Below are 23850 nucleotides of genomic sequence, written 5' to 3'. Positions count from 1 at the left end.
ATCTTCCCGAATTTTCTATAGTCGAAATGTAATTTCATTGAAGATCGTCATAATAAAGGCATTCATATTTTGCAAAATATTAATAAATAGAACCGTCAGGAAGGCGACGAACCCCATGCCTACCAGTGAAATGACGGATGTATACAAATTTTTGAACGGATGATAATCATTGGTGACCAGCACCCCGATAAAGATGAGGCCCAGCGACCACCCGAAGGACAGCGTCCCGAAGAACGTAATGAACGGCTGCTCTTGCGTCGAAGCGAAATTGCTGAATATCGTAACCGGAACGCTGATCATTACGATCGGCATTAGCGAATAGGCGGAAGCGGTAAAAATATCCTTCAAGCTTCCTTCCCCGTCCATCAGCGTCGTCAGCCCCCAATTCACGCAGCACCATAAACCGAACGGGATTAGCACGCTGAGCACCGTATCGAACAGATCGAGCACGCGCCAGTCGGTCGGGTAAAGAATATAACCGCCGGCCAGCTTCTTGAATATATCCGCCGCCATCACCGCCGCGACGATGACGACCGCCGCGCGCACGCTTCCCCTCTTCTCATGCTTCAAATCCCAGAAGCCGTCGAAAGGATGAAGCATGACGTGGAAGGCGTACAGCAGCTCCTCCCAGAGCGTTCTTTCACCTGACTTCCGCCACCCCCCGCCGTTCACTTTCTTCACATATTTGAAGAATCTGGCCAGCAGCCACAGAATCGCAACCGCTATAGCGGGAATAAGGAGAATCAGCTTGCCGGCGACTTCCTTGCGGTATTCGGAGAACGCTTTGAAATAATGCTCCCAATCGTTCGCAAGCTTATAGTTCTTCATCGCCTCCGCGTACTCTTCCTTGCGCATATTAGACTGCGCGACGCCGGAATAAGCCATCTCCAGCGACGGATTTTGCTCCAGCACCTTATGCCAAGCAGCAATGGACTCATCGTATTTACGGTTTTTCCGGGCATGGATGGCAGCGGCGATATGATCGCCGTATTCCGTGCGCCGGAAGACCGTCAGATTGCCCGCATCCTTGTCCAGCACCAGCAGATTGGCGTCCTGATAAGCCAGCGCGGAAGCGCTCTGGAACACGCCTTTTTGGCTGCCGTAGCCACCGAAGGCGTAGAGAAGATTTCCTTCTTCGTCGTAGGTGAAAATTTTATTTTGCGTGGAATCGAGGGTGCTGTATATCCCGTTCCCCGCCAGCGCGACATCGATAAAGCGTGATACATCGTTTGTTATTTGAATGTCTCCCGCAGGCGGATAGGCGCCGTTGCGCTTTAAAATATCGATTCCGAGATTGTTCAGCCGTTTGATCGGAGCATGCAGGCTGGTTTTATCCCGGCTGCGGATCGCGTTCAGCTGATTCCTCGCGTCAAGCGCACTGCTTGTCACGTAAGCGAAGCCGAGCTCGTCGATTGCGATATTGTTGTACTCGGTCGGAACGTTCTTCGCAGTGCGGCTCTTCTGCTCCTTCGTCGTGATCAGCTTCCAGAACAGGTCGGTCACCTTCGGCACGACCTTCTCCGCCCCTACGAAGCCTTCAAATCCGCCGTCGGCATTCAAGGCGATCACGCCCATGTTCGTGCTCTTCGAGATGACGTAGATCCGGCCGGACGGATCGACTCCGAGCGCCGACGGCTCGTAGATGAAGCCTGCGGGAAATACCTCGGATGCCGGCGCCTCCAGAACCCGCGCAAGTGTGCCGTCTTGGCGAAGTACGACAATCCGGGCGTTCTTGGAGTCCGCGACGTAGAGAAGTCCTTCTGCGGTGACGAAGATGCCTGTCGGGCCGTTAAAGCTGTCCTTCGTGACGCCGTCCTCCAGCACGAACTCCCTGATCTCCCGCTTCAATTGATAGCGCTCATCGAGCACGAGAATCCGGTTCCGCCCGCTGTCCGCGAGGTAGACTAAGTTATTCTCATCCACGAACAGGTCAAGCGGCTGGTTGAGCCCCTCCTGTCCGATTCCCATATCCTTGGCGTTCAGCACCCGGCTTGGCACATACGCGTCAGGCGAAACATAATAATTTCCTTCATAATCATAGAAGTAGGTTTTATATGGAACCATCGCCGAAGCCGAGTCAACGCCGAAGCAACCCAGCATGAGTATGGCGGCAAAAAACAAGATCCATTTGTTCCTGACCATTCGTTTTTCCCCTTCCAAGCCTATTCTTTCATGCCTGACGCAGACATGGTCTCTATAATCTTCGACTGCGAGATTATGAATACGATAATCGGCACGATCATCATCAGCACCGCGGCCGCCGAGCCGGTCCCCGTACGGGCGATGCCGCCGGCCAGTATTTGGGAGAGCGCGTAATTGAGCGTCTTCAGCTCCTCGCTTTGAATAAAGTGATTGGCGCCGATCCCCCAGAGCCCTTGAATCGAGAAGATGATCAGCGTCAGCCAGGCAGGCTTAACCATCGGCATGACGATCTTCCAGAAGATGTTCCATTCGCTTGCCCCGTCCATCCGGGCCGACTCCAGCACCGCATCCGGGATCATCTGGTCCATGAACTGCTTCATTAAATACAAGCCGAGAGAGGATGCGAAGGCCGGTACGATGATCGCCTGATAAGAGTCGATCCAGCCGAGCGAAGAAATAATGATAAAGTTCGGAATTTGGGTAACGACGCCGCTGAACATAAGGGACAGCACGACCATGCCGAACATGACGCCCTTGCCCGGAAACTTGTGCTTAGACAGCACATACGCGCATAAGGAAGCCAGCACGACATGCCCTAAAGTGCCTGCCGCCGTTATAAAAAACGTATTGAACATGTATCTGCTGAAGGGCACCCATGAATCGCTCATGACGATCATTAAATCCCGGAAGTTATCGAGCGTCGGATTGTTGACGAGAAACCGGGGAGGGAAATACCAAATTTCCTCCAGCGGCTTGATGGAATTGGAAATGGCATAGACCATCGGCAGCATCATAAAAATACCGAACAGCAATAAAAACAAGTAGATGCCGAAATCCGCAAAATACGACCGGCTAATCCCGCTCTTGCTTCGTGAGAGCTTCAAACGGACCAAGTTATTCACCTACCTTCGACAAGAGCTTCTGAACAAGCTTATTGGTGCCGATCATAATAACGAACAATATCGTTGCGATAGCCGAAGCGTAACCCATTTCATAACGGATCGAGCCGTAATCCTCCAGATGATTCACGATCGTATGCGCCTCATAGCCGGTGCTCGGCATACCGCACAAGGCGGTAACGATCGCCCCGGTTCCGAATGCTCCTGTAATGCTCATGACGGCGCCGAACATCAGCTGCGGCTTCATCGAAGGCAGGGTCACATACCAGAGCTCCTGCCACCGGTTCTTTACGCCGTCCATCGCCGCCGCCTCGTACAGCGTCCGGTCGATCCCCTGCAGGCCGGCGATAAAGGCCAGAAAGCTCGTACCGACGCTGGTCCACAGCGCCACTACGATGACGAGGGGCATCATGTACTGCGGATTCTCAAACCATAGAATCGGTGATGAGATGATGTTATAGCGAAGCAAGAGGGCGTTGGCATAGCCGTAAGCGTCCTTGTTGAAGAAGATGCCCCAAACCAGGTAGATGTTGCCCGAAATGGATGGAGCGTAAAAAATCAAAGTCAGGATCGTTCGCAGCGACTTCGGAAGCTCATTAATAAGCCATGCGAATACCAGGCACATCAAATAACCGATCGGGCCGACCATGACGGCCAATAAGAAGGTATTGCCGATGGCCTTAATGAAAATATCGTCGCCGAGAAACAGCCGGATATAATTATCCATGCCGACGAAGATCGGCGCCTCCAACAGGTTGAAGGAGAAAAACCCTAAGCCCAGCGAGACGATAACCGGCAAAGCGGTAAAGGCAAAAAACAAAATCATGTAGGGGGCCGCAAAAAGATAAGCGACCCTATTTTTTTTAACCGATTTCCAGCCCGTCTCCAGACGGTTTCTTAGAAAATGGTCCGGTCTCTTCGAAATCACATTTCCTCTCACTGCCAAATCTTTATTCATGGTTGGAGTCCTCCTGAATCTGTAAAGTCAGTCGCAGGCACGGTCATTCCAGCTTGAATTCCCGCCTTTTTCTCGTTATTTCATCATTAACCTCTTTTACATAATCAAGCAGAGACTCCGGATCTCCATTGGTATAAGCAAGCGCCGACGCGAATCCGATGCTGCGCGTTACGTAATAGCCTCCCGGCACCTCAGGCGTGCCCGTTGCGTAGGCCCATTGGTCCATCAGACGGTCGAATTCAGTCTTGGTCCACGGCATATTGTTCAGCGCTTCCATGTTGGCTGTCGCCTGCTTGGCCGCTTTGCCGAGAATCGACTCCATTTCCGTTCCGAACCTGGATTGCGTCTCCGCGCTGGTCCACCAATCCATAAAAGCCCAGGACGCTTCCCTATCCCCCGCGCCCTTGAGCATCATGATCCCCGTCCCAGTCGAAGGAGTGGCTCGGTTTACATTTCCGTCCGCCGTAACGGTGCCCGGCAGCGGCGCAAATTCCCATAATCCTCTTATTTCGGGAGCGAAAGCTATCAGTTGATTATAGGTCGTATAATCTGCGATCCCGATCGGCATTTCGCCTGTACGGAACCGGTTGGCAAAATCATAATCCCTCGGAAACTTATATGTCGTAAACAGCTCCGTCTGCTTCTGGAAGGCTTCAATTGTTGCATCCCCGTCCAGCGTCGACCGGCTCCGGTCCGCATTATACAGCTCCGCCCCGTCCTGATATAAGAAAATCTGCAAGCCCGTAATGTCGGCCGGAAAACCGAGCTGCATATTTTGCTTTTGAATTTCCGGGATTAAACGATAGAACTCATCCCATGTCGTCGGCGCTTCAAGGCCTAAATCCTGCAAAATATCTTTCCGGTAAAAGAGCATCGGAAAGGATTGCGTTTCGGGCAAGGCATATACTTTACCGTTCAGTTCATAAGGCACAATGGAGCTTGGATGGAACCGCGAAGCGATCTCGTCGTAATTCGGCATTTCCTTCATATTCTCGGCGGCGTTTCTTAAAGCGTATTGAACCGGCTCAGCCGCAAGATTGCCCATCGCGACGTCGGGCCCGATGCCGGCAAGCACCGACGGCAGCAGCGTATTGTCCGGGATCAGCTTCAGCTTGACCCCGATCCCCGTCTCCGGCGTAAACGTATCGTTAATCATCTCTCTAATGATTTGCGACTGGTCCCGCCCCGACGTAAGCCATACCTCGATCGGCTCCTCCGTCTGCCGCCCGTCCGCGGACAACGTATCGTAATCAGCAATGAAAGACATGAGGAACGACGTGAATTCGAACATCAGCCGCTTCCAGAAGGGCGCTTCCGCTTTCGGAAGCTTCCCGGACACCGGCATGACGCTCAAATAATCCATCGTCAGCGGCTGCTCTCCCACGGTTAGAATCCATGTCCCGAGAGCCCCGACGTTTTCCTTGAAAGGCGTGAAGGTTTTGGCGATATTGGCTTCCGGATCTTTGACCATCTGCTCCAGCTGGAAGGCGATTTTATCGAGCAGCACCATATTCTCGCCCTTCTGCCCGACCAAAACCTCCATATCCTCCGATACCTTCCTGAGCGCAGCGGCCTGCTCTTTCATCGTTGCGATGGCATCCGGAATGAGCTTCTCAAATCCGTAATCGCGGTATAAATCCGGTTCCGTTCCCGTAATCATGAGGATTTGGCGGTACACCGCATTCAGCTCGAAGAGGCTGCCGTCGACCCGGTTCAGCACCTCCGCCAGCTGCCCGAGCGTTACCTCCAGCGTAATCTCATGCTCACCTGCTTCCAGATAAAAAGCGAACTCCCGGTCTCCGTCTCCTAATGCTTCAACCTGCCAGTTCCTGCCGTAATGAAACTGAACAGCCCCGGCTTCCCGGAAAGGAACGGCTCCGTCCAGCAGAATCTTCCGGTTGACGTACATGCCGGCCAGCTTGTTCTGCTTGAATCGCGACGCGATTTTATATAAGCCGTCCTCCTCTACCGTGAACCGGTAGGTAATCCACTGCCCGGGCATCTTCCATTTGTCTCCGCCGATGCTGTTCAGCCGCAGCTTGGAAGGATCCTGCGGCTCCGTTATGGCCGATGTGCGGTCCGCAATGGGATACAGCGTATTATCCGACTTCTCATACGTATCCTGCGCCTGAATTTTGACCGTTTTCGCATCCGCTTCCTTATAGCCTTGCGCCTCGTACCCGGCTTTCACTTCATCATAGGTTTTGAGATCCTCCGCTTTATAAAGACGGACGGTATTTAAAACCACCGGTTCCCTCACCGATTCGAAACCGACGGTATGCTGCCCTTCTTCAAAGTAAAACAATAACGGATCATTATAATAGCCCAGCATATCCTGCAGCAGCGCCTTCCGCCATCTCGGCGCTTCGGTCTGCTTCGGTCTCATGTCATTTCCTTTGAAGTCCTGGCTTATTTCGCTTATGTCTTTCCAAATCCGGGATAAATGAATATATTTCGCTTCGTTATACGGGACTTTACCGTCGATCGTAAGCATTCTCTCAATCGAGTTGCCTTTGCCTTCGACGGGATAATAGAGCACCTCGATATTGTACATACCGCTCTCGGGGACATCGATCTCCCATTCGATGGTTCCGCTGTCGCCGGTAAGAACGGATTTGCCGTACATTCCTTCATAGTCGTCGTAAATCTCGACATCCGTATCGGCACGGGCATAGGTATCCGCTTTAATGACGATATCCGAGCTTCCCGCGTCCTTGCCTTTATGCTGTTCCAGATATTCAAGGTAGCTCGGGAGCTTGATCAGGAGATGATCGTCATCAGCCGATACCGCCGCCGGCCCTATGAACGCCAACAAGCATAACCCTAACGCAAAAAGAAAAGACTTCGATAATTTTCCGCTCATAATCGTTCAGCTCGCACCATCATAATTGTTTCCCCCACATGGACAGAGTCTCTTTTGAACAAATGAATAGGGGCCGTCCGCCGGTTAGTCGATCAATATGTCTGACAGCCCCTACTTCCGTTACGGGCGTTGCGCTATTCCTTTTTCTCCTCCCCCGGCTTCGGTTCAGGCTCTACGAATTCGCCTTTCAGCCTTAATGCCAGCTCCTCCAGGCCGATATTAACCGCCTCTTCGATTTCCGCCACTTTGGAAGCCGGCTCCAGGTTCTGATTATAGAAGCCGACATCCGGGATCAATGCCAGACCGCTGTGCACGTTACCCTGCATTTGTTGACCGATAAAGGCAATGTCGGAAACCCCGTAGTTTTTCAATTCATTCAAAATTTCGACCGACTCGTCATCGCGCAATTGGGTGAAGGCGATCTCATCCATCCGGATTTTCTCTTCCTCCTGCGCTTTCCATGCGAGCGCTTCCAAAATAAGCCCCGTTTTGTCAAGCTCCTTATTCGTTACCGGCACGGCCATCGACGGCGCGTCATGGCTTACCCAAGAAAGATATTGATCGGTATTATTGCCCATCGGCATCGGCACGAAGCCAAAGTCGCTTTCCATTTCATAGATCGGATCAATGACTCCCCGGCCTCTGGAGTAAGCCAGGAACAGCGCTTTGCCTTCCACGAACGCTTTCACGTATGCGTCCATATCCTCGCCTTCTTTTTTCGGGAAGAAGGTGTCTCCCGGTTTGGCCAATTTCTTAATCATCTCGATCGTCTCATACGCCTGCGGCGTGTTGACGGCATACGTCATCTTGCCGTCGGCAGCGACATCGATGATTTTGTTGCCTGACGCGAGATATAACGCAACGCCGATATCCCAGTCATGTCCTGTAGCAAGCCCGTAACGGTCATTGCTGTCCATCACGCCGTCGCCGTTCAAATCGCGTTTCGCCGCTTGCTCCATCTCCAGCATCTTCTCGAACGTCCACTGTTTGTTTTTCACCAGCTCATACGGGTTCTCGAGGCCGAGCTCTTCCATAATGCTCTTATTGAACGCGAGTACCCACACCTCGTCGCCCTGGTTCGCGAAAGGAGCCGCAACGCCGAACGTCCGGTTGTCGTAAGTCAGAAGGTTGGAGGTGTTGAATTCCTTCCAGTAGTCGTTGTCCAGCTTCAGCTTCGGAATCGTATTCATATCCAGAATCCGTTTGCCGTTAATATGTCTGCCAAGCTCCCATGTCGGCGCTATGATAATGTCCGCGTATTTGTCGCCGGCAAGGACCGCATTGCTGAATTCTTCCTCCGAATGCTTTCTCAATTCGATCTTGACGTTATAGGTCTCTTCGACCCATTTGATCCGGTCGATAACGGCATTGGCCAGATCGGAGCTGCCTTCCTGAGGAAACCATCTGTTCGCGTTATTGTCGGCTACGACGAATTTATAGCCGCCCAAATCCTGTGCGGGAGGCGCGCCGTCATCAGCGGGAGCCTCAACGCTAGGTTCCGGCGAATGGGTCGCCTGTTCGACATTGTTCTGCCCTTCTTCGGTGTTCGCGTTGCCCTCGCTCCCGCCTCCTCCGCTTGTGCAAGCGCTTGCAACGAGCGATAAAATCAAGACCGCCATCAGAAACCAGACTACTCTGCCTCTTTTGCGCATTTTTCTTCCCCTTCCAACCGTTTATTATTTGTTATGCAGAGCCTGCTCGCAGGAGCAGGCCCGCTGTAACACAAATGAATGAATGCAAAGTCAAGATGAAAGAGATCATGCCTCGGAATGAAACAAATGCTGCTTCTTCTCTTCGACCAGCTTATAGATCAACTCACCGAATAAGCTGTTGGCCCAAGCGAACCACGGCCTCGTGTACTGCGCCGGATCGTCTGCATGAAAGCCTTCATGCATAAACCCGGTTCCGGCATCCGAAGCGACAATCGTCTTCAGAAGCTCCCGGATTTCCTCGTCATTGCCGGACGTTAATGCCTGCATGGTCAAGCTGATCGGCCATATATAACCGGATGGCGTATGAGGGCTGCCGATTCCTTTTGCGGCTTTCCCTTCGAAATAATAAGGATTTTCCCGGCTCAAAATAAATCGTCTCGTATTTTGATAAACCGGATCGTCAGCGGATACGTAGCCGATATACGGAATCGATAGCAGGCTCGGCACATTCGCGTCGTCCATCAGGTTGTAGCTGCCGAGGCCGTCCGTTTCGTAAGCGTATATATCGCCGAATTGATGATGCTTGAATATGCCGAAGGCTTGGATCCCCTCGTCGATTACGCCGCCTAATTTGCGGGCTGCTTTCTCAAGCTCATCATCTTGATATATCATCCTCGCAATTTCCGCCACGTACTTCAGCACGACGACGGCGAACATATTGGACGGAATTAAATAATGGTATTTGCAAGCATCGTCGCTTGGCCGGAAAGCCGACCACGTCATGCCTGTATAGGATGCAGGCGTTCCTTGCCCGTCATTTGGCAGCGTATCGGATGCCGGACCGTTCAATCTTTGGAAGCTGTAGGAAGAATGTTCCGTATGGTTCTGTTCCGCCGTCCAAAGTTCCATAATGGCATATGCCGTTTTCTTGAACGCCTCATCGAACTGTTCCGTTCGTCCCGTCGCCTTCCAATAAAGATAAGAGAGCTGAATCGGATAGCAAAGGGAATCAATCTCGTACTTCCTTTCCCATACCCACGGATTGCTTTCGGTAAGATCGCCTTTATGGCCCTGGTTATTCGGCTCTTTGTTAAAGGCATTCGCATAGGGATCGATTTGTATGTACGCGAGCTGTCTCCTTATCAGGCCTTCTATCATTCGTTGGTACCTGGCGTCTCCGGCCGATAAGGGGATATAGTGACGGACCTGAGCCGACGAATCCCTTAGCCACATCGCAGGGATATCGCCTGTAAATACAAATGCGGTGCCGTCGTCCAGCAATTCGGTCGTCGTCTCCAGCGTGTTGTAGAAGCAATTGCGGTAAAACTTGGCCATCTGAGGCCATTGCTCCAGCTCTGCGATTACAGGATCATTTTTCGTCATTTCGTCTACAAATACATTCATTCGCAGCCATTCCCTCCCTGGCAGTAAACTATCGCAATGCTGTATGTTACATTGATATAAGCGCTTACAAATAGTATATTATACAGATTGACTTGATATGTCAATATGTACACCAATTTTTTTGGGAATTATTTTCCGATCGGCTGCTGTAGTCCTTCTGCGGTGAAATGGCTATTGCTACAAACCTCATTCCCTATGAGGGCAGCCTCACGGCGAGTGAGGTTTTCCTCATTGTTCTTTCGAGCTATTTGCAAGTATCAATAAGAGCGAGTCTAGCCTCACTCTTTCATAAGGTTGCCTCATAATGACCTATTACCGCCTGCTCATACGAGGACCCCGCTCACATTCCCAGATTCGATTATCCACAATCGTTGGAGTTGCATCATTTCCTATACAATAAAAAAGCCCCCAGCCCGCTATAAGAAGCGGATAGGGAGCTCATTATTTCAAATGGATTCGCACGGAGTTTTTATTCCGCCGGCGCCTTCGTGCGTTTAATGAACAGGGAGAATACGAGAGCCGCGATTGCGAAACCGAAGCCGACCAGGAAGGCGTTGTGAACGCCAGATACCATCGCCTCGGATAGTTGGGCAGGCGATGTCGGATCGGAGGAGCCCTCCAGGAATTCGCGCTGCCCGGACGTCATAATGCCGATGAACAAGGCGACGCCGATCGCGCCCGCCACCTGCTGAAGGGTGTTCAGAATGGCCGTTCCGTGCGGATAGTACCGCTGAGGCAGCTGATTCAAGCCGTTCGTCTGAGTCGGCATCATAATCATGGAGATCGCGACCATCAGGCAAATATGGAGAACCAGAAACGTCGTCTTGGAGGTATCGCCGGACACCTGCGTGAAGAACCACATAATGATGACCAGAAACAACGCGCCCGGAATAACTAGCGCACGCGGACCGAACTTGTCGAACAGCTTGCCTGTCAGCGGCGAGATAAGACCGTTCAGCAGGCTGCCCGGAAGCATGATCAAGCCGGAAGCGAATACGGTCATCAAGAGCGCCCCCTGGAACAGGAACGGCAGCAGCGACAAGGTCGAGAAAAGCGTCATCATCATAATGACGAGCAGAACAGTCGTCAGCGTGAACATCGGGAACTTAAATGCCCGGAGATCCATTAACGGTTCCTTCACCCGGAACTGGCGAAGCACGAACAGCAGAAGCGAGACGGATCCGATGATTACGGTTCCGTAAACCTCCGGGCTGGACCAGCCGCCGTGTCCTTCGCCCGAGCTGCTGAAGCCGTAGACGATGCCGCCGAAGCCGATCGTGGACAAAATAAGGGAAATAATATCTACCTTAGGCTTAGTAGGCGTGGATACGTTCTTCAAATAAATAAACGCGAACACGATCGAGAAGATCGCGAACGGCAGCACCATATAAAATAGCCAGCGCCATTGCAGCGAATCCAGAATAAGTCCGGACAGCGTAGGGCCGATGGCCGGGGCGAACATGATGACAAGCCCGATGCTTCCCATCGCCGCTCCCCGTTTCTCCGGCGGATACAGCACCAGAATCGTGTTCATAAGCACCGGCAGCATAAGTCCGGTTCCCGCCGCTTGCAGCAAACGGCCCGCCAGCAGGAAGGAAAATTCAGGGGCGGTTCCGCATACGAGCGTTCCGAGCGTGAACAGGGTCATGGCTCCGAGGAACATCTGCCTCGTTGTAAACCATTGGACCAGCAGAGCAGAAGCAGGGACCAATACCCCGACAACAAGCATATATCCCGTCGCCAGCCATTGGAGCGTCGTGGCCGAGACCTGAAGCTCGACGACCAGCTCGGGGAAAGCGATGTTCAGAAGCGTTTCATTTAAAATAGAGAAAAACGCCCCGATAATAAGCGAAATCAAAATGGGCAGCCTCTTCACATCTCCCACATCATTGGGAGCGGAGGCGGATGCCGTTCCAGCCGTATTCATTTTCTTTCTCTCCTCCTCATAATGATAAAACGGAAAACCAAGCTCCGTGAGAACAGCCTGATTACTAGGCTATTATAGTGCAATAGAAAAGTGGATACAAACATTTCCATGGGATTTTTTATTTTTAAATGAAAATTACTGACCGCAGCTGTCAGTGATTATTTTATATACTGCGTACGAGAACGTATACGATAACAAATGGAGGAATGAATATGTTTGAGAAATTGGAACAATTTGCAACGGAATGGGTGCAGGAAGCCGAATTGACGCAGAGGGCGATGGATGCTTTGACTGACGCTTCCTTGGACCAGGAGATCGCTGCCGAGCGCCGGACGCTGGGCCAGATCGCCTGGCATTTGGTCAAGTCTCTGCACTATATGACATCATGCGGTCTGGACTTTGACGGACCTTCCGAGGATCAGGCTCCAAGCTCCGCGTCAGTCATTGCGGAGGGATACCGCAAGATCAGTGAATCGGTGCTGAACGCCGTCATGACCCAGTGGAGCGATGCGAGTCTTCATGAAACGACGGAGATTATGGGAGAGCATTGGGCGAACGGCGCATCCTTGCATTTTACGATCATGCACCAGGCTCACCACAGGGGGCAAATGACAGTGCTGATGCGTCAGGCCGGTCTGACGCTCCCGGAGATTTATGGGCCGACTTATGATACCTGGGTTAGAAAGGGCATGGCGCCTCTCCTTTGATACGATATAATAAGGACGAAACAAGAAATCCATAACAGGAAGGAATTCTTGCCATGTCCAAAGCGGATAATATGCTGTCGATCTTATGGCTGCTTCAGTCGGGCAAACGAATGACTGCTCGGCAGCTGGCGGATGAGCTTGAGATTCATATCCGAACCGTATACCGGTGCATCGATTCCTTATGTGCCAGCGGAGCCCCCGTTATTGCCGATTCCGGACCGGGCGGCGGCTATCGAATGCTCGGCCGCTTCTTCGAATCGCCTCTGCTGTTCGACATGGAGGAGCAAAAGGCGCTTGTGCAAGCCTCCGTCTTCGCGAAGGAAGCCGGCTATCCATTCACGGACGCCCTTGTCCGGGCTATCGATAAGCTCAAGCTGTATACGAATGAAGAGCAGCTCAGCCGCATTGTGCGGCACAGCGATGGCATTTCCGTTATTTATCCGTCGGTTGACGAAGGACTGAAGGCTCATCTTCGGATGTTGGAGGAAGCCTCGGCTCTAGGCCGTTCACTTCTGATGGATTATGCCGGCGGCAGCTCGCCGGGGAACCGTGAATTTGATCCGTATGGCATCATTCACTGGAAGGGCTGCTGGTACACGGCGGGCTATTGCCGCCTCCGGCAGGAGCTGCGCAGCTTCCGCGTCGACCGCATTAGAAGCTTGGCCCCTTCCGCCAGCCGCTTTGAACGTCCGGAGGGTTTCTCCGCCAAGCAATTTCTAATGAGCAATCTGCTTCCGGACCCGCGTGATGCGGAGGTTCGTTTAACGGTCCGCATCCAAGCGGATGCACAGGTGCTTAATGAGCTTTGTCAGCACTGGATGTTCGGACATGCTCTCGCCAAACGTACGGACCGGGAAGCTTTATTCATCCTTGACCGCTCCTCCCTTCGCTTCGTGCCGTATTTTCTGCTTCCTTACGGCAAAGCGCTGACCATCCTTGAACCGGACATGCTGATCGGGAGGCTGGCGGAGGTGCGCGCCGAAATGGCGGCCCATTATGAAACAATGAGATCCAACAATAAACAAGAGAGATAGGTGACGGATAACCGAGTTGTTGCAAAATGCCGAAGCGCACGCCGCTTCGCTTAAAGATGCGCATCCGTCGGAGGTGCAGCGCGGCCGTCGATTGATCGCCCGTACGGACCCGATCCTGCTGAATGCACCCGGCGGGAAAGGTGCTTTACCCGCAGTTAAATCGGCTTACACCGGCAATAAGAAGGGGCCGTCATTTCAGGTTGATAACCTTCCGGACGCCCCTTCGTATCCATTCGCAGTCTCCGATTTCATGCTTCCAACGCTCATCCTCAACGTACATAAATAACTCCTTTTTTAGCTTATTCAGCTGTATTGTGTATAGGTGAATCACATGTCATAATAGTTGTAAATTCACTGTATATTCACCAATTCCATTTAGCTGTCGAAGCAGTATTTGGACGTTTCCGTTATGAGGAAAGGAGCTCAGGCTATGGATCAACATCGAGAAACATATCCGCTGCAGCGGCCAGCCGCATTCCAGGAATGGTCGCCGAGCATCCACTACGCGCAATTCCAGCAGGTCTCCACCGGCATTTTTCCCCGGCGCAGACTTTACAATTTTGAGCTTCTTTATGTCGTCCAGGGTCAAGCGGCCACAACGATGCACGGACAACGTTTCGTGATCGACGCCGGCAGGCTCATTTTCCTCCCGTCCGGCATTTATCATCAGAATGAAATCATATCGCAGCCGGATGCCCGGCTGCTCGGCATTCACTTCGACTTCTTCCATGAGCTGACGATTATGACGGAGGCCGATATGATCGTGAACGAGGAGGACATCCATCCGGGCAAATTCGCGCATGAAGCCTGCTCCGATATGTTCCCCCCGCTGTCGTCCGAGGTTCTGTATACGCCGCCTCTTGCATGCGTGCAGTTGATGGAGCAGCTCGTGCAAGAATTTACGATGCGCAGGACCGGCTATGAACTCGTCTGCAAATCGCTGATGTTGAACATTTTGTGCCAATTGATGCGAACATCGCCGTCTCAATCGTTAGCCGCGGCATCCCCTCATAGCGCTAAGCTAGCCCGGCTGGTCGAGCAGATTGAAGCTTATCCTTCCGGTTTCTGGTCGAATCAATCGATTGCCGATGAACTGCAGATGAGCATCGATTATTCCGCCAAGCTGTTCAAACAAGCGATTGGGCTGCCGCCAAGCGAATACGTGCAGTCCGTTCGCCACCGTGAAGCGCGCCGGCTGCTGCGTGAGACGGATATGACGATCGAGCAAATCGGCGGTCAGGTCGGCTATCCGGACATTCACTATTTCAGCCGCCTGTTCCGCCGCCATGAGGGAATCTCGGCGAGCGAATACCGCAAGCTGTCGCGGATTTTATAAACCAAAAAGGAAGACTCCCGAAAAGAATGCCGGAGTCTTCCTTTTTGGTTTCCAATCGGAATGTGCTGGACTTGGTTGTATCCGGACACCATCTCGCCGAGTGGTAATAGCATGATCCTTTTTTCTTTACATACATTCTGTTTGTATGTTAAAATCCAGCTATCAACTCGTAAAGGAGAATCTGTCATGAAAGTGAACAGTTTTTATTCCGTTATTTTGTCCGATCAGGTATCTTTAAGCGCTGAATTTTATCGAAGCTACTTTGGTTTCGAGACGGTATTCGAGGCCGACTGGTATGTAAGCCTGCGATTGCCCCAGGAAGCTGAAAGGGGGTTTGAGCTGGCTATTCTGGAGGCTGGGCACCCGACTATCCCTGCCGCTTACCGACGCTCCGTGAACGGACTCATTCTCAACTTTGAAGTAGATCATGTTAATGAGGAATACGAAAGACTGATTAAGCAGGAGAAGCTCCCCCTTCTGGTTGATATCCGGGACGAAGAGTTCGGACAGCGCCATTTCATCACCAGCGATCCGAACGGCGTACTGATCGATGTGATCACAATCATCCCTCCTTCCGAAGCATACGGCGAACAGTATAATGAGAAACTATGGCTCGATGAGGAGATGCGCAGCAAGGGATGAGTACGACACAACACGAACAGCAAGTAGCATATTTTAGGGAACAGTCAGCCGAGCAATAACAACTAACAGGAGACGAATACCCGGATGAAAAGAAGCAAAGAGCAAGCGAGTGAAACGATTGTAAGGCTGATAGAAGTAGCCAGGAAGCACTTTACGGAGCATGGATACGCGGAATCGTCAATGGAGGATATCGTCGCGGAGGCCAATCTTACACGCGGCGCTCTTTACCATCATTTTGGCAGCAAGAAAGGATTGTTCCAAGCCGTGCTGGAGTCCGTACAGTCAGAAATCGGGGTGCGGGTTGAAGCCGATGCGATGCAAAGCGATGACGCATGGGAGCAGCTGATTCGGGGCTGCCGCTCATTTGTTGCTGCAGCTGTCGAGCCGCGAAATAAAAGGATATTGCTCATAGACGGTCCAGCCGTGCTTGGTTGGGAAGCGTGGCGCAGGATGGATGAGGAGAATTCGATGCGACACCTGAGAGAGCAGCTTGGGCTTCTGCAGCAGCAAGGCTCCCTTAAACCGGTGCCCTTAGACGCCATGACTCATTTTCTCTCCGGCGCCTTGAATGAATCTGCGTTATGGATCGCACAAAGTCCGGATGAAGGCGGTTCGTTGGAAGACACCATCACCGTCATTACTCTTGTTCTGAAGGGCATCTGCAACGATTAAACCACGGGTCTGAGGAAGAACGCCGGCAATACGAATAAGCCCTCCGGCCTGCCGTTCAGGTAAGCCAGAGGGCGATTTCTTTATGGAGGACTAACATTACCGAAAGCGTTACTTCCCTAGAAACCGCCAGAAGTTCCGGTTCAGCATATCGTCCAAATCTCTTTTTATTTCATCTTCTGTCACCTGCCAGCCGCTCTGCTGCAGCCTCTCGTATTTATCCGCGAGCACGGTGCCGATGATTTTGCGGGAATGCTCCCATTTATAAATCAACTGCTCGAAGACGCGGCAGTCGGAGTGCTGCGGAATCATCGAAGTGCCCAGAAGCTCCATGCGGAAACGCGTCATTTCCTCGACCATGGATTCAATGTGGAGAAACCACCAGCAGCCGAAAATCATCAGATTGCGGAATTTGCGCGCCAGCACCGTCAGTTCATGCTGGTTCTCTCTGGCGAGCATCGTGACGAGAAACTTCTGCTCCGGATACCGGCGGCATAACGCTTCGACAGCCGACACGTCGGACAGCATGCTCATATCGCCCGCGAGTTTCAGCCCCGGATTTACCCGCCTGCGGACACCGATCATCAGCGCAAACGGAATCTTCTGTTCCTGGCATACCGGTATCATCACGTCGTCAATCATGCTGCTGCGATGATCATCGGCCGGATAGACAAAGTCGCCGGGCATGGATACGGCCAAATAAAGCGCATCCATCCGAACGATCCATTCCTTCAGAAACCGGCGGGTTTCCGCTTGCGTCCGCTGGCTCCATTCCGCCTGCACTTCATAACCAAGGGCCTGCAGCTCGCTCACGGCATGCGGCCAGTCATTCAACAGCGCATCGACCCGAAGCGCCGCATAGAACCTAGGGTCTGATTTCCCATTGCCCGCCAGCCAGACGGGACGTTCAACCGGATCGAACGGGTCGTTCGTCATGACAATCTTTTCGATTCCCGCAATTTGCATGACGGTATCGACTTGTTCCTCCACCGTGCGGCTGGCAATCGCTTGACGGTAATCGTCCAGATTGCGCGTGGAGACATCCAATCCAAGACGATCCAGGATCGTAATAAAGCCGCTCGCCGCTTCGCTCACCGGAGAATGGTCGATGAAAAGCCGCTTCCAAATCCAATCCGCTTGCTCGCGTTTGCTCATGGACCAGAAAAGATCATAATCCTCCTCCGACCATCTGAACGATTCCGATATCAAATAATGATAAGTCAACAGCTCGTCGACGCCCCATAACAGCAGTTCTCCGAATTCGGGCGCATATAAATGCGTATGCATATCGGTGACAGGCGCCGTTTGAACCAGCCGGTTAACGGTCTGACGCAGATCGGCGCCGCTAATCACATTTTGCGTGTTCATCATTAGAAATAATTCCTCCTTGTTCTGCCTCAATAACAGCGTGGTTGCAAAAGTTCGTGTCTAAACGTCTAACCGCCGGTATACTTCCCGGAAAACCGTCTGGAGAGGTACGCCGAAGGCTCGGGCAGCAAGCACCGCATCCTCGTATTCGGGAGATTGGCGAATGATTCGTCCACCGTCAACGGCCTGCTTAACCCGAACGGGCCCGTAAGGGGTGACGACCTCGATCCACTGCCGGTCCAGCGCCCTGCGCTGCCATTCGCTCCGGCGAACGCCGAAGGTCGACGTTTCCGAGAGCAGCGCCTGCTCGCAGCAATCGCTGTTAGCCGGGTAACAGATTACGCTGATGAGCACGCCGGGCCGATTTTTTTTCATATAAACCGGAGTATGGTACACATCGAGAGCCCCCGCTTCAAACAGCTTTTCCATCGCGTAGCCAAGCATTTCCCCGGTAGAATCATCCACCTGCGCTTCCAGTACGACGATCGTTTCCCGGGCTTCCTGTTTCTGCTCCCGCTGATAGAGGACGGCCCGGATCACGTTCGGATGGTCAAAATTTTTGGTTCCCGCGCCGTAGCCGATCCGGTCAATGGTACCGGCCGGCAAGGTGCCAAAGTCGGCGGCCAGCGCCTTAACGATCCCTGCTCCGGTTGGGGTCGTCAATTCGCCCATAGCCGTGAACGGGGATAATGGCACGCCGCGAAGCAGCTCGGCCGTCGCCGGCGCGGGAATCGGATATAAGCCATGCGCCATCCGAAGCCTGCCCGTTCCTGTCGGTACCGGCGAGACGATGATCCGGCCGACATCGAGACTTTCGAGCGCCAGGCATACCCCAATGACATCCAGAATGGAATCCATCGCCCCAACCTCGTGAAAATGAACCTCGGCAGGATCCATCCCATGGATCTTGCCCTCCGCTTCGGCAATCAAGCGGAAGATCGCCACGCTTCTTTCTCTCGCTCGCGCCGGCAAGCCGGAGCTCTCAATCATATGGATGATGTCGGCTGCTTTTCTATGTTCATGGTGGCGACCATGGTTGTGGTCATGTGCGTGTTGATGGCGATCATGATGATCATGCGTGTGTTCGTGCATATGTGTATGAAGTCCATGAACATGGTGCTCATGATGCTCGTGTGAAGGGTGATCATGATGTCCGTGATGCTCATGTTCGTGATGCTCATGTTCGTGATGATGTTGTTGTCCTTGGCTGTGCTCATGCTTCCGCTTGAGACTCTCATTGCCGTCCCCGCTGCGGTCTAAGCTCAGCTTCAGCCATTTCGCAGCGATGCCTCTCCGGTCCACCTGCACGAATTCCATCGTGAACGGATCGATCGGCAGCCGGGATAAATGGCTGACGATATAATCCGGATCGGCGCCCAGGTCCACCAGCGCGGACAGCGCCATATCCCCGGCGATGCCGGAAATGCAATCCAAATAAAGGGTCCTCATCCTTTTGCGCCCTCCGCTACTAATTGTAAAATCATCGCTGCCTGAAATCCCGCGCCGAAGCCGTTGTCAATATTGACGACCGTGACGCCTGACGCGCAGGAGGTCAGCATCGCAAGAAGCGTCGTAATGCCCTGCAAATTGGCGCCGTAGCCTACCGAGGTCGGCACCGCGATGACAGGCCGGCGGACGAGACCGCCAACGACGCTGACCAACGCCCCTTCCATGCCGGCAACCCCGATCACAACCGACGCCTCCCTGATCCTCTCCTTCTGGCTCAGCAGGCGGTCGATTCCGGCAACGCCGACGTCATAGATGCGGTCGACCTCGCAGCCCATCCATTCCGCCGTTCCGGCCGCCTCCTCCGCGACCGGAATATCCGACGTTCCGCCGGTCAGCACCGCCACCTTGCCGGGCAGCTTCAGCGCGGCTTGACCAAAGGAAATGAGACGGGACACTTCGTCGTAACGCGCCTCCGGATGCCGACCGGCTACTCTCTCCGCCATTTCGCCGGTTGCCCGTGTCACAAGCGCTCTCCCGTGAACCTCCGCAAGCCGGGAGAAGATCGTCTCCACCTGTTCGGCTGTTTTGCCCATGCCGAAGACAATCTCCGGATGTCCCGTCCGCTCATTGCGGCCCACGTCAAGCTTGCAAAAGCCCATATCCTCAAATTCGTTCATATCGCCGCGCCCCCGCGATCAAGCACTTTATTCATACTGCCGCTGCGATAGCCGGAGAGGTCCATAGATACGTAAATAAACCCGAGCGCTTTCAGCTTATCCGATATGCCGGAAGCGTGCGCAATCAGCCTTTCCATCGCTTCCGGCTCCACTTCGATCCGGGCGATATCGCCGTGGCTTCTTACCCGGACCTGACTGAAACCAAGCGAACGAATGAAGCGTTCCGCTTCCCCGACACGTCCGAGCTTCTCGATCGTAATGGTTTCTCCGTAAGCGATCCGGGAGGAGAGGCAGGCGAAAGACGGCTTATTCCAGGTGGGGAGCCCATGCTCGCGTGATAAATCACGGATTTCTTCTTTGAATAGTCCCGCCTCCTGCAGCGGCCCCCGAACGCCGCGCTCCTTCGCTGCTTGGATACCCGGCCTGTGTTCGTTCATATCATCGGCAATCAGCCCGTAGACGATATGCTTGTATGCTCCGCTTTGGACGAAAGGCACCAAATGCTCGAACAGGCTTTTTTTGCAAAAATAGCAGCGGTTTCCCGTATTCTCCTTGTAGCCGGGAATATTCAGCTCGGACGTTTCAATAACACGGTGAGCCGCTCCCAGGCTTGCCGCCAGCCGAATGGCTTCCTCCAGCTCCTCCGTCGGATAGGTTTCCGAGTCCGCCGTAACGGCCAGCACGCGTTCGCTCCCCAGCGTCCGAAGCGCCGCATTGAGCAGGAAGGTGCTGTCAACGCCTCCGGAGAACGCAACGACAACGGATTCCATTTCGGATAAAATCGCTTGCAGCCTGCTGTACTTGTCATGCATAGTAGGGATTCCTCCTCTTCAGTTGACTTTATCCGGTTGGCGTTTTTTGCCTGCAGCTATGGCTACTATCACTTTTCTTCCCTTATTCATTTCGGCAAATAACCTTCCGCGTCGAACTGCCATTCGTAAGGCCCTTCCAAAATCTCGATGCGCGGATTGCGCATTGCCTCCTCCAGCAGCGGTTCGGAAATTTCAATCGTTCCGAGATGCAGCGTATCGCGAATGCGGACCAGTCTGCACTGATGATAATCGAGAATATTGCAGGTCTTGATCGCAGCCTTGATCGCGTCGCGGTCATTATCCAGCGTTGTCGCCTGCTTCGTCGGCGCGCATACCGTTGAAGTCAGCCCGTTCGCATAGGTGCCCGGCCAATCCGTCTTGCCGACCAGCCGGCTCGTCGTGAAATCGGCGGTGCCTACCCCGTTCGCATTGCCCTTGGATTCCGGAGTCAGATCGAGGACAACCATCTTATTCACCTCAGGCCCCCCATGCGCGTAAGGTGTCGGATATCTGCCTGTAATGTTCGGATCAGCGCCGTCTCCGCTAATGTTTTTGCCGATATAATCGATGACCAGCACATCCAGCTCCGGGAAAAAAATTTGCGGCAGCCTGCTCTTCGCTTCGAGCAGCAGCTCCTTCTCCCTCTCCTCCATCACGTCGGTGCCAAGCACTTCAATGCGGCAAATCTGATCATACGCATTCTCCACGATCGCCACGCCGAACCGGATCGGCAGCTTGTTCATCATAACGCGGGCCATCGCCGGCACGTTCTCCGCCATATATTTGAATCCGAGCTGATGGCACGCTTCCGCGCCTTTCTGCTTGCCGAGCCCAATTGAAATCATCTTGAGCAGGCCGCTCTCGATCGGACCGCGGAATGCGGTATGCGGCTTAATCCGGTTAATCACAACGATTGCGTCGGCTTCCTCGGCCGCGATCTTGTCGCAATAGATCGGCAGTCCGTTCGGCAATCGGTCCACCAGGGCAACCTCCATTGAAGACCGGACCGGACAGTTCATCCGCTGCTCGTCAATGCCAAGATGGGCCAGCACCTCGGTCTGCCCTTCTGCCGTCGCTCCGCCGTGACTGCCCATACACGGCACGATAAACGGCTCGGCGCCTATCCTTTTCAGTTCGTCGATAACGGTCCTGGTCAGCTCGGCAATGCGGGAGATCCCGCGGCTGCCGACGGCCACCGCCACCTTCTGGCCTGCGCCAATGCCCGGCATGGCGCCCGGCGCCCGAAGCCGCTCCGTCAACTCTCCGATCGGGTCGGCGAGCTTCGTATCGTCGAATGTCTGACGGATCTTCACCAGCTTCGGTATCGGGGTATGCTCTACCAGTCTTCTAAGTATTCCGCTCATATCGTCATCGCTCCAAATCCTCCGTCTACTCTCAGCAGCGCACCGGTTACGAACGAAGACGCTTTCGGCGAGGCCAAATAAACGACCGTTCCTTTAAGCTCCTCCGGCGTACCGAAGCGGTTCATGGGAGTATGACGCATAATCGATTCGATTCTGTCCGGGGACAAAATCTTTTTATTCTGCTCTGCCGGGAAGAAGCCCGGGATGATCGCATTCACTCTGACATGATGGGGCGCGAATTCCCTGGCCAGAAACTGCGTGACGCTGTTGACGCCCGCTTTGGAAGCCGAGTACGTGAACACCCGGGACAATGGCGGTTCGGAGGATACGGACGAAATATTAATAATCGATCCGCCGCCGCCCTGCTCTATCATCCTCTTGCCGAACACCTGGCTCGCCAGCACGACGCTCTTCAGATTAACGTCCATAATCCGGTCCCATTCTTCCATCTCCAGCTCAAAAAAAGGAGTCGGGCTGTTCGTTCCGCTGGCATTGACGAGCGTATCGATCCGTCCTCCCCACTCGAGCACCTTATTCAAGGCGGACTCGAGCTCCTCTTTCTTCGTAGCATCCGCCTGGACCGGAATCGCGGAACCGCCGCCGCGTTCAATCTCTCCGCATACCAATCCGGCTTTCTCCATATTCCGGCCGACGATGGCGACCTTCGATCCCGCTTCGGCAAGCGCGGCTGCCATGGCGCTGCCCAGAACGCCATTCCCGCCAATGACAACCGATACCGTATTCTTCAGGTTAAACATGAACAATCCTCCTCCCAGATTAACAACGTTGTTATTTTTATGATAGCTGAAACCGTTTGACCTGTCTACTTGAGAATCCGCCGCTTTCAATTCCAAAATAACTATACTATGATAAGGGGAAAAACTTGAGAAAATGCTTCATATCTTTCCTTTCGGAGGGCATCCATGGTCACCATCAAAGATATCGCCGAGCAGGCAGGCGTCAGCTTCTCTACCGTCTCAAAGGCGCTGCGGGACAGCCCGCTCGTCAAACACAAAACCAAACAGCATATTCTGTCCATTGCGAAGGAAATGGGTTACCAGCCTAATCTTGCGGCCAGAAGCCTTGTCTCGAGAAGAAGCGGAGCGATCGGCGTCGTATGGCCGTCCATCGAACGTGCGGCGCTCTCCTCACTAATTACGAGGGTTAACGCAGAGCTTGAGTCGCATGGCTACATTACCTTGCTGTCGATCAGCAGTATCGAGACAGCCATCGAAACCTTCCGCCGTTACCAGGTCGACGCCATTCTTGTGTTCGGCGACCGGGACGACCTCTCCGGCTCATCGGATTTAAGGCCGCTCCAAATCCCGATCCTTACGTATGGCGCTGCCGGCTATACGCCTTATTCCGCCATTGACGTGAACCGGGGGCAAGCCGTCCGACTAGCCGTCCGCCATCTGGCTGATCTCGGCCACCGGGACATCGCGTATATCGGAGAGCCGAAGAGCTATGATCCGCTGCAAGCCGTCAAGATCGAAGCCTTTCGCGAAGAGACCGCCCGGCTGGGTCTTTCCATTACGGAAGGCTCCATCCTCCGGATGGCCGGCTTGGAATTTCACGACGGTTATACGGCTGCCCGCGCCATGCTGGAACGGGAGGCTCGCCCGACGGCCGTCATAAGCGGCGGGATCGATATAACCCGGGGCATTATACGCGCCGTCAGCGAGCAGAGACTTCAAATTCCTCAGGATTTGTCGATCGTCAGCTATGATAATCTTCCGGAGATGGAGAAGATTGAGATTCCCGTTACGGCGGTAGGCGTTGCCATATCCGACATCACTTCGGTCATAGCAGCCGCTATGATCGAGCTTATCGAGGCGCCGGCGTCGGTCAAGACCGTTTATTTGGAGCCGGAGCTCGTCGTTCGCAGCTCTACGGCGCGTCGATTTACGTCTGGCCTTTCTTCCTAACGAAGGCTGAGGGAGTAGA

20 protein-coding genes are annotated in these 23850 nt (G+C 53.4%); 7 read left to right on the top strand and 13 right to left on the bottom strand.

Annotated elements, in window-relative coordinates:
* Positions 1-15: 15 nt before the first annotated feature.
* From H581_RS0111740 to H581_RS0111710, 7 genes are all read right to left on the bottom strand, one after another.
* Complete coding sequence (locus tag H581_RS0111740; RefSeq protein ID WP_028610151.1) at positions 16-2142, bottom strand: YIP1 family protein; 2127 nt, start codon at positions 2140-2142, stop codon at positions 16-18.
* Positions 2143-2162: 20 nt separating this feature from the next.
* Positions 2163-3035: a carbohydrate ABC transporter permease gene (locus tag H581_RS0111735; RefSeq protein WP_051250715.1), complete on the bottom strand. Its 873-nt coding sequence runs from the start codon at positions 3033-3035 to the stop codon at positions 2163-2165.
* Position 3036: 1 nt separating this feature from the next.
* A complete protein-coding gene (locus tag H581_RS0111730; RefSeq protein WP_028610149.1) occupies positions 3037-3999 on the bottom strand; it encodes a carbohydrate ABC transporter permease in 963 nt (320 codons plus the stop codon).
* Positions 4000-4042: 43 nt separating this feature from the next.
* Positions 4043-6862 carry an extracellular solute-binding protein gene (locus H581_RS33825; protein ID WP_051250713.1) on the bottom strand — a complete coding sequence of 940 codons (2820 nt, stop codon included), beginning with the start codon at positions 6860-6862 and terminating at the stop codon, positions 4043-4045.
* Positions 6863-6996: 134 nt separating this feature from the next.
* Positions 6997-8514, bottom strand: a complete 1518-nt coding sequence (locus H581_RS0111720; RefSeq protein WP_028610148.1) for an ABC transporter substrate-binding protein — start codon at positions 8512-8514, stop codon at positions 6997-6999.
* A gap of 105 nt (positions 8515-8619) precedes the next feature.
* Positions 8620-9897 (bottom strand): glycoside hydrolase family 125 protein, encoded by a 1278-nt coding sequence (locus H581_RS33820; protein WP_156889622.1) that lies wholly within the window; start codon positions 9895-9897, stop codon positions 8620-8622.
* Positions 9898-10387: 490 nt separating this feature from the next.
* A complete protein-coding gene (locus H581_RS0111710) occupies positions 10388-11845 on the bottom strand; it encodes an MDR family MFS transporter (RefSeq protein WP_028610147.1) in 1458 nt (485 codons plus the stop codon).
* A 212-nt stretch (positions 11846-12057) separates the two neighbouring features.
* Here H581_RS0111710 and H581_RS0111705 point away from each other — a divergent pair, with 212 nt between their 5' ends.
* The 6 genes from H581_RS0111705 (at position 12058) to H581_RS0111680 (ending at position 16236) form a co-directional block, all read left to right on the top strand.
* On the top strand, positions 12058-12552 hold the full coding sequence (locus H581_RS0111705) for a DinB family protein (RefSeq protein ID WP_028610146.1): 495 nt from the start codon (positions 12058-12060) through the stop codon (positions 12550-12552).
* A gap of 53 nt (positions 12553-12605) precedes the next feature.
* Entirely contained in the window at positions 12606-13586 is a 981-nt protein-coding gene (locus tag H581_RS0111700) for a helix-turn-helix transcriptional regulator (protein WP_028610145.1), read from the top strand.
* A 16-nt stretch (positions 13587-13602) separates the two neighbouring features.
* Entirely contained in the window at positions 13603-13872 is a 270-nt protein-coding gene (locus H581_RS0111695; RefSeq protein ID WP_028610144.1) for a hypothetical protein, read from the top strand.
* Between the two features lie 144 nt (positions 13873-14016).
* Positions 14017-14922, top strand: a complete 906-nt coding sequence (locus H581_RS0111690) for a helix-turn-helix transcriptional regulator (RefSeq protein ID WP_028610143.1) — start codon at positions 14017-14019, stop codon at positions 14920-14922.
* 186 nt (positions 14923-15108) lie between these two features.
* Positions 15109-15564, top strand: a complete 456-nt coding sequence (locus H581_RS0111685) for a VOC family protein (RefSeq protein WP_028610142.1) — start codon at positions 15109-15111, stop codon at positions 15562-15564.
* An 84-nt stretch (positions 15565-15648) separates the two neighbouring features.
* Positions 15649-16236, top strand: a complete 588-nt coding sequence (locus H581_RS0111680) for a TetR/AcrR family transcriptional regulator (protein WP_028610141.1) — start codon at positions 15649-15651, stop codon at positions 16234-16236.
* Positions 16237-16344: 108 nt separating this feature from the next.
* Here the strand turns inward: H581_RS0111680 and H581_RS0111675 are convergent, their stop codons facing one another.
* From H581_RS0111675 to H581_RS0111650, 6 genes are all read right to left on the bottom strand, one after another.
* Positions 16345-17604: a glucuronate isomerase gene (locus tag H581_RS0111675; RefSeq protein WP_425414600.1), complete on the bottom strand. Its 1260-nt coding sequence runs from the start codon at positions 17602-17604 to the stop codon at positions 16345-16347.
* Between the two features lie 57 nt (positions 17605-17661).
* Positions 17662-19050, bottom strand: coding sequence for a nickel pincer cofactor biosynthesis protein LarC (larC, locus tag H581_RS0111670; protein WP_028610139.1), 1389 nt, complete (start codon positions 19048-19050; stop codon positions 17662-17664).
* A complete protein-coding gene (gene larB, locus H581_RS0111665) occupies positions 19047-19727 on the bottom strand; it encodes a nickel pincer cofactor biosynthesis protein LarB (protein WP_028610138.1) in 681 nt (226 codons plus the stop codon). The genes larC and larB overlap by 4 nt, the downstream gene beginning before the upstream one ends.
* A complete protein-coding gene (larE, locus tag H581_RS0111660) occupies positions 19724-20539 on the bottom strand; it encodes an ATP-dependent sacrificial sulfur transferase LarE (RefSeq protein ID WP_028610137.1) in 816 nt (271 codons plus the stop codon). Before larE ends, larB begins: the two co-directional genes overlap by 4 nt.
* 86 nt (positions 20540-20625) lie before the next feature.
* Complete coding sequence (locus H581_RS0111655) at positions 20626-21903, bottom strand: nickel pincer cofactor-dependent isomerase, group 22 (RefSeq protein WP_028610136.1); 1278 nt, start codon at positions 21901-21903, stop codon at positions 20626-20628.
* Entirely contained in the window at positions 21900-22661 is a 762-nt protein-coding gene (locus H581_RS0111650; protein ID WP_084134558.1) for an SDR family oxidoreductase, read from the bottom strand. The genes H581_RS0111655 and H581_RS0111650 overlap by 4 nt, the downstream gene beginning before the upstream one ends.
* A 165-nt stretch (positions 22662-22826) precedes the next feature.
* On the opposite strand from H581_RS0111650, the gene H581_RS0111645 reads away from it, so the two are divergent.
* The gene (locus H581_RS0111645) at positions 22827-23831 is read left to right on the top strand and encodes a LacI family DNA-binding transcriptional regulator (RefSeq protein ID WP_028610134.1); all 1005 of its coding nucleotides are present in this window, start codon (positions 22827-22829) and stop codon (positions 23829-23831) included.
* The last annotated feature ends 19 nt before the right edge of the window (positions 23832-23850 follow it).

This window comes from Paenibacillus harenae DSM 16969, from assembly GCF_000422465.1.
Taxonomy (GTDB): domain Bacteria; phylum Bacillota; class Bacilli; order Paenibacillales; family Paenibacillaceae; genus Pristimantibacillus; species Pristimantibacillus harenae.
Note: the sequence above shows the minus strand (reverse complement) of the source record. Positions and strands in the feature narration are given on the sequence as shown.

What these genes read in the sequence shown, in the direction of transcription:
- H581_RS0111740 (WP_028610151.1), bottom strand. Translation starts at nt 2,142, where the DNA reads ATGGTCAGGAACAAATGGATCTTGTTTTTTGCCGCCATACTCATGCTG.
- H581_RS0111730 (WP_028610149.1), bottom strand. Translation starts at nt 3,999, where the DNA reads ATGAATAAAGATTTGGCAGTGAGAGGAAATGTGATTTCGAAGAGACCG.
- H581_RS33825 (WP_051250713.1), bottom strand. Translation starts at nt 6,862, where the DNA reads ATGAGCGGAAAATTATCGAAGTCTTTTCTTTTTGCGTTAGGGTTATGC.
- H581_RS0111720 (WP_028610148.1), bottom strand. Translation starts at nt 8,514, where the DNA reads ATGCGCAAAAGAGGCAGAGTAGTCTGGTTTCTGATGGCGGTCTTGATT.
- H581_RS33820 (WP_156889622.1), bottom strand. Translation starts at nt 9,897, where the DNA reads ATGACGAAAAATGATCCTGTAATCGCAGAGCTGGAGCAATGGCCTCAG.
- H581_RS0111710 (WP_028610147.1), bottom strand. Translation starts at nt 11,845, where the DNA reads ATGAATACGGCTGGAACGGCATCCGCCTCCGCTCCCAATGATGTGGGA.
- H581_RS0111705 (WP_028610146.1), top strand. Translation starts at nt 12,058, where the DNA reads ATGTTTGAGAAATTGGAACAATTTGCAACGGAATGGGTGCAGGAAGCC.
- H581_RS0111700 (WP_028610145.1), top strand. Translation starts at nt 12,606, where the DNA reads ATGTCCAAAGCGGATAATATGCTGTCGATCTTATGGCTGCTTCAGTCG.
- H581_RS0111690 (WP_028610143.1), top strand. Translation starts at nt 14,017, where the DNA reads ATGGATCAACATCGAGAAACATATCCGCTGCAGCGGCCAGCCGCATTC.
- H581_RS0111685 (WP_028610142.1), top strand. Translation starts at nt 15,109, where the DNA reads ATGAAAGTGAACAGTTTTTATTCCGTTATTTTGTCCGATCAGGTATCT.
- H581_RS0111680 (WP_028610141.1), top strand. Translation starts at nt 15,649, where the DNA reads ATGAAAAGAAGCAAAGAGCAAGCGAGTGAAACGATTGTAAGGCTGATA.
- H581_RS0111675 (WP_425414600.1), bottom strand. Translation starts at nt 17,604, where the DNA reads ATGATGAACACGCAAAATGTGATTAGCGGCGCCGATCTGCGTCAGACC.
- larC (WP_028610139.1), bottom strand. Translation starts at nt 19,050, where the DNA reads ATGAGGACCCTTTATTTGGATTGCATTTCCGGCATCGCCGGGGATATG.
- larB (WP_028610138.1), bottom strand. Translation starts at nt 19,727, where the DNA reads ATGAACGAATTTGAGGATATGGGCTTTTGCAAGCTTGACGTGGGCCGC.
- larE (WP_028610137.1), bottom strand. Translation starts at nt 20,539, where the DNA reads ATGCATGACAAGTACAGCAGGCTGCAAGCGATTTTATCCGAAATGGAA.
- H581_RS0111655 (WP_028610136.1), bottom strand. Translation starts at nt 21,903, where the DNA reads ATGAGCGGAATACTTAGAAGACTGGTAGAGCATACCCCGATACCGAAG.
- H581_RS0111650 (WP_084134558.1), bottom strand. Translation starts at nt 22,661, where the DNA reads ATGTTTAACCTGAAGAATACGGTATCGGTTGTCATTGGCGGGAATGGC.
- H581_RS0111645 (WP_028610134.1), top strand. Translation starts at nt 22,827, where the DNA reads ATGGTCACCATCAAAGATATCGCCGAGCAGGCAGGCGTCAGCTTCTCT.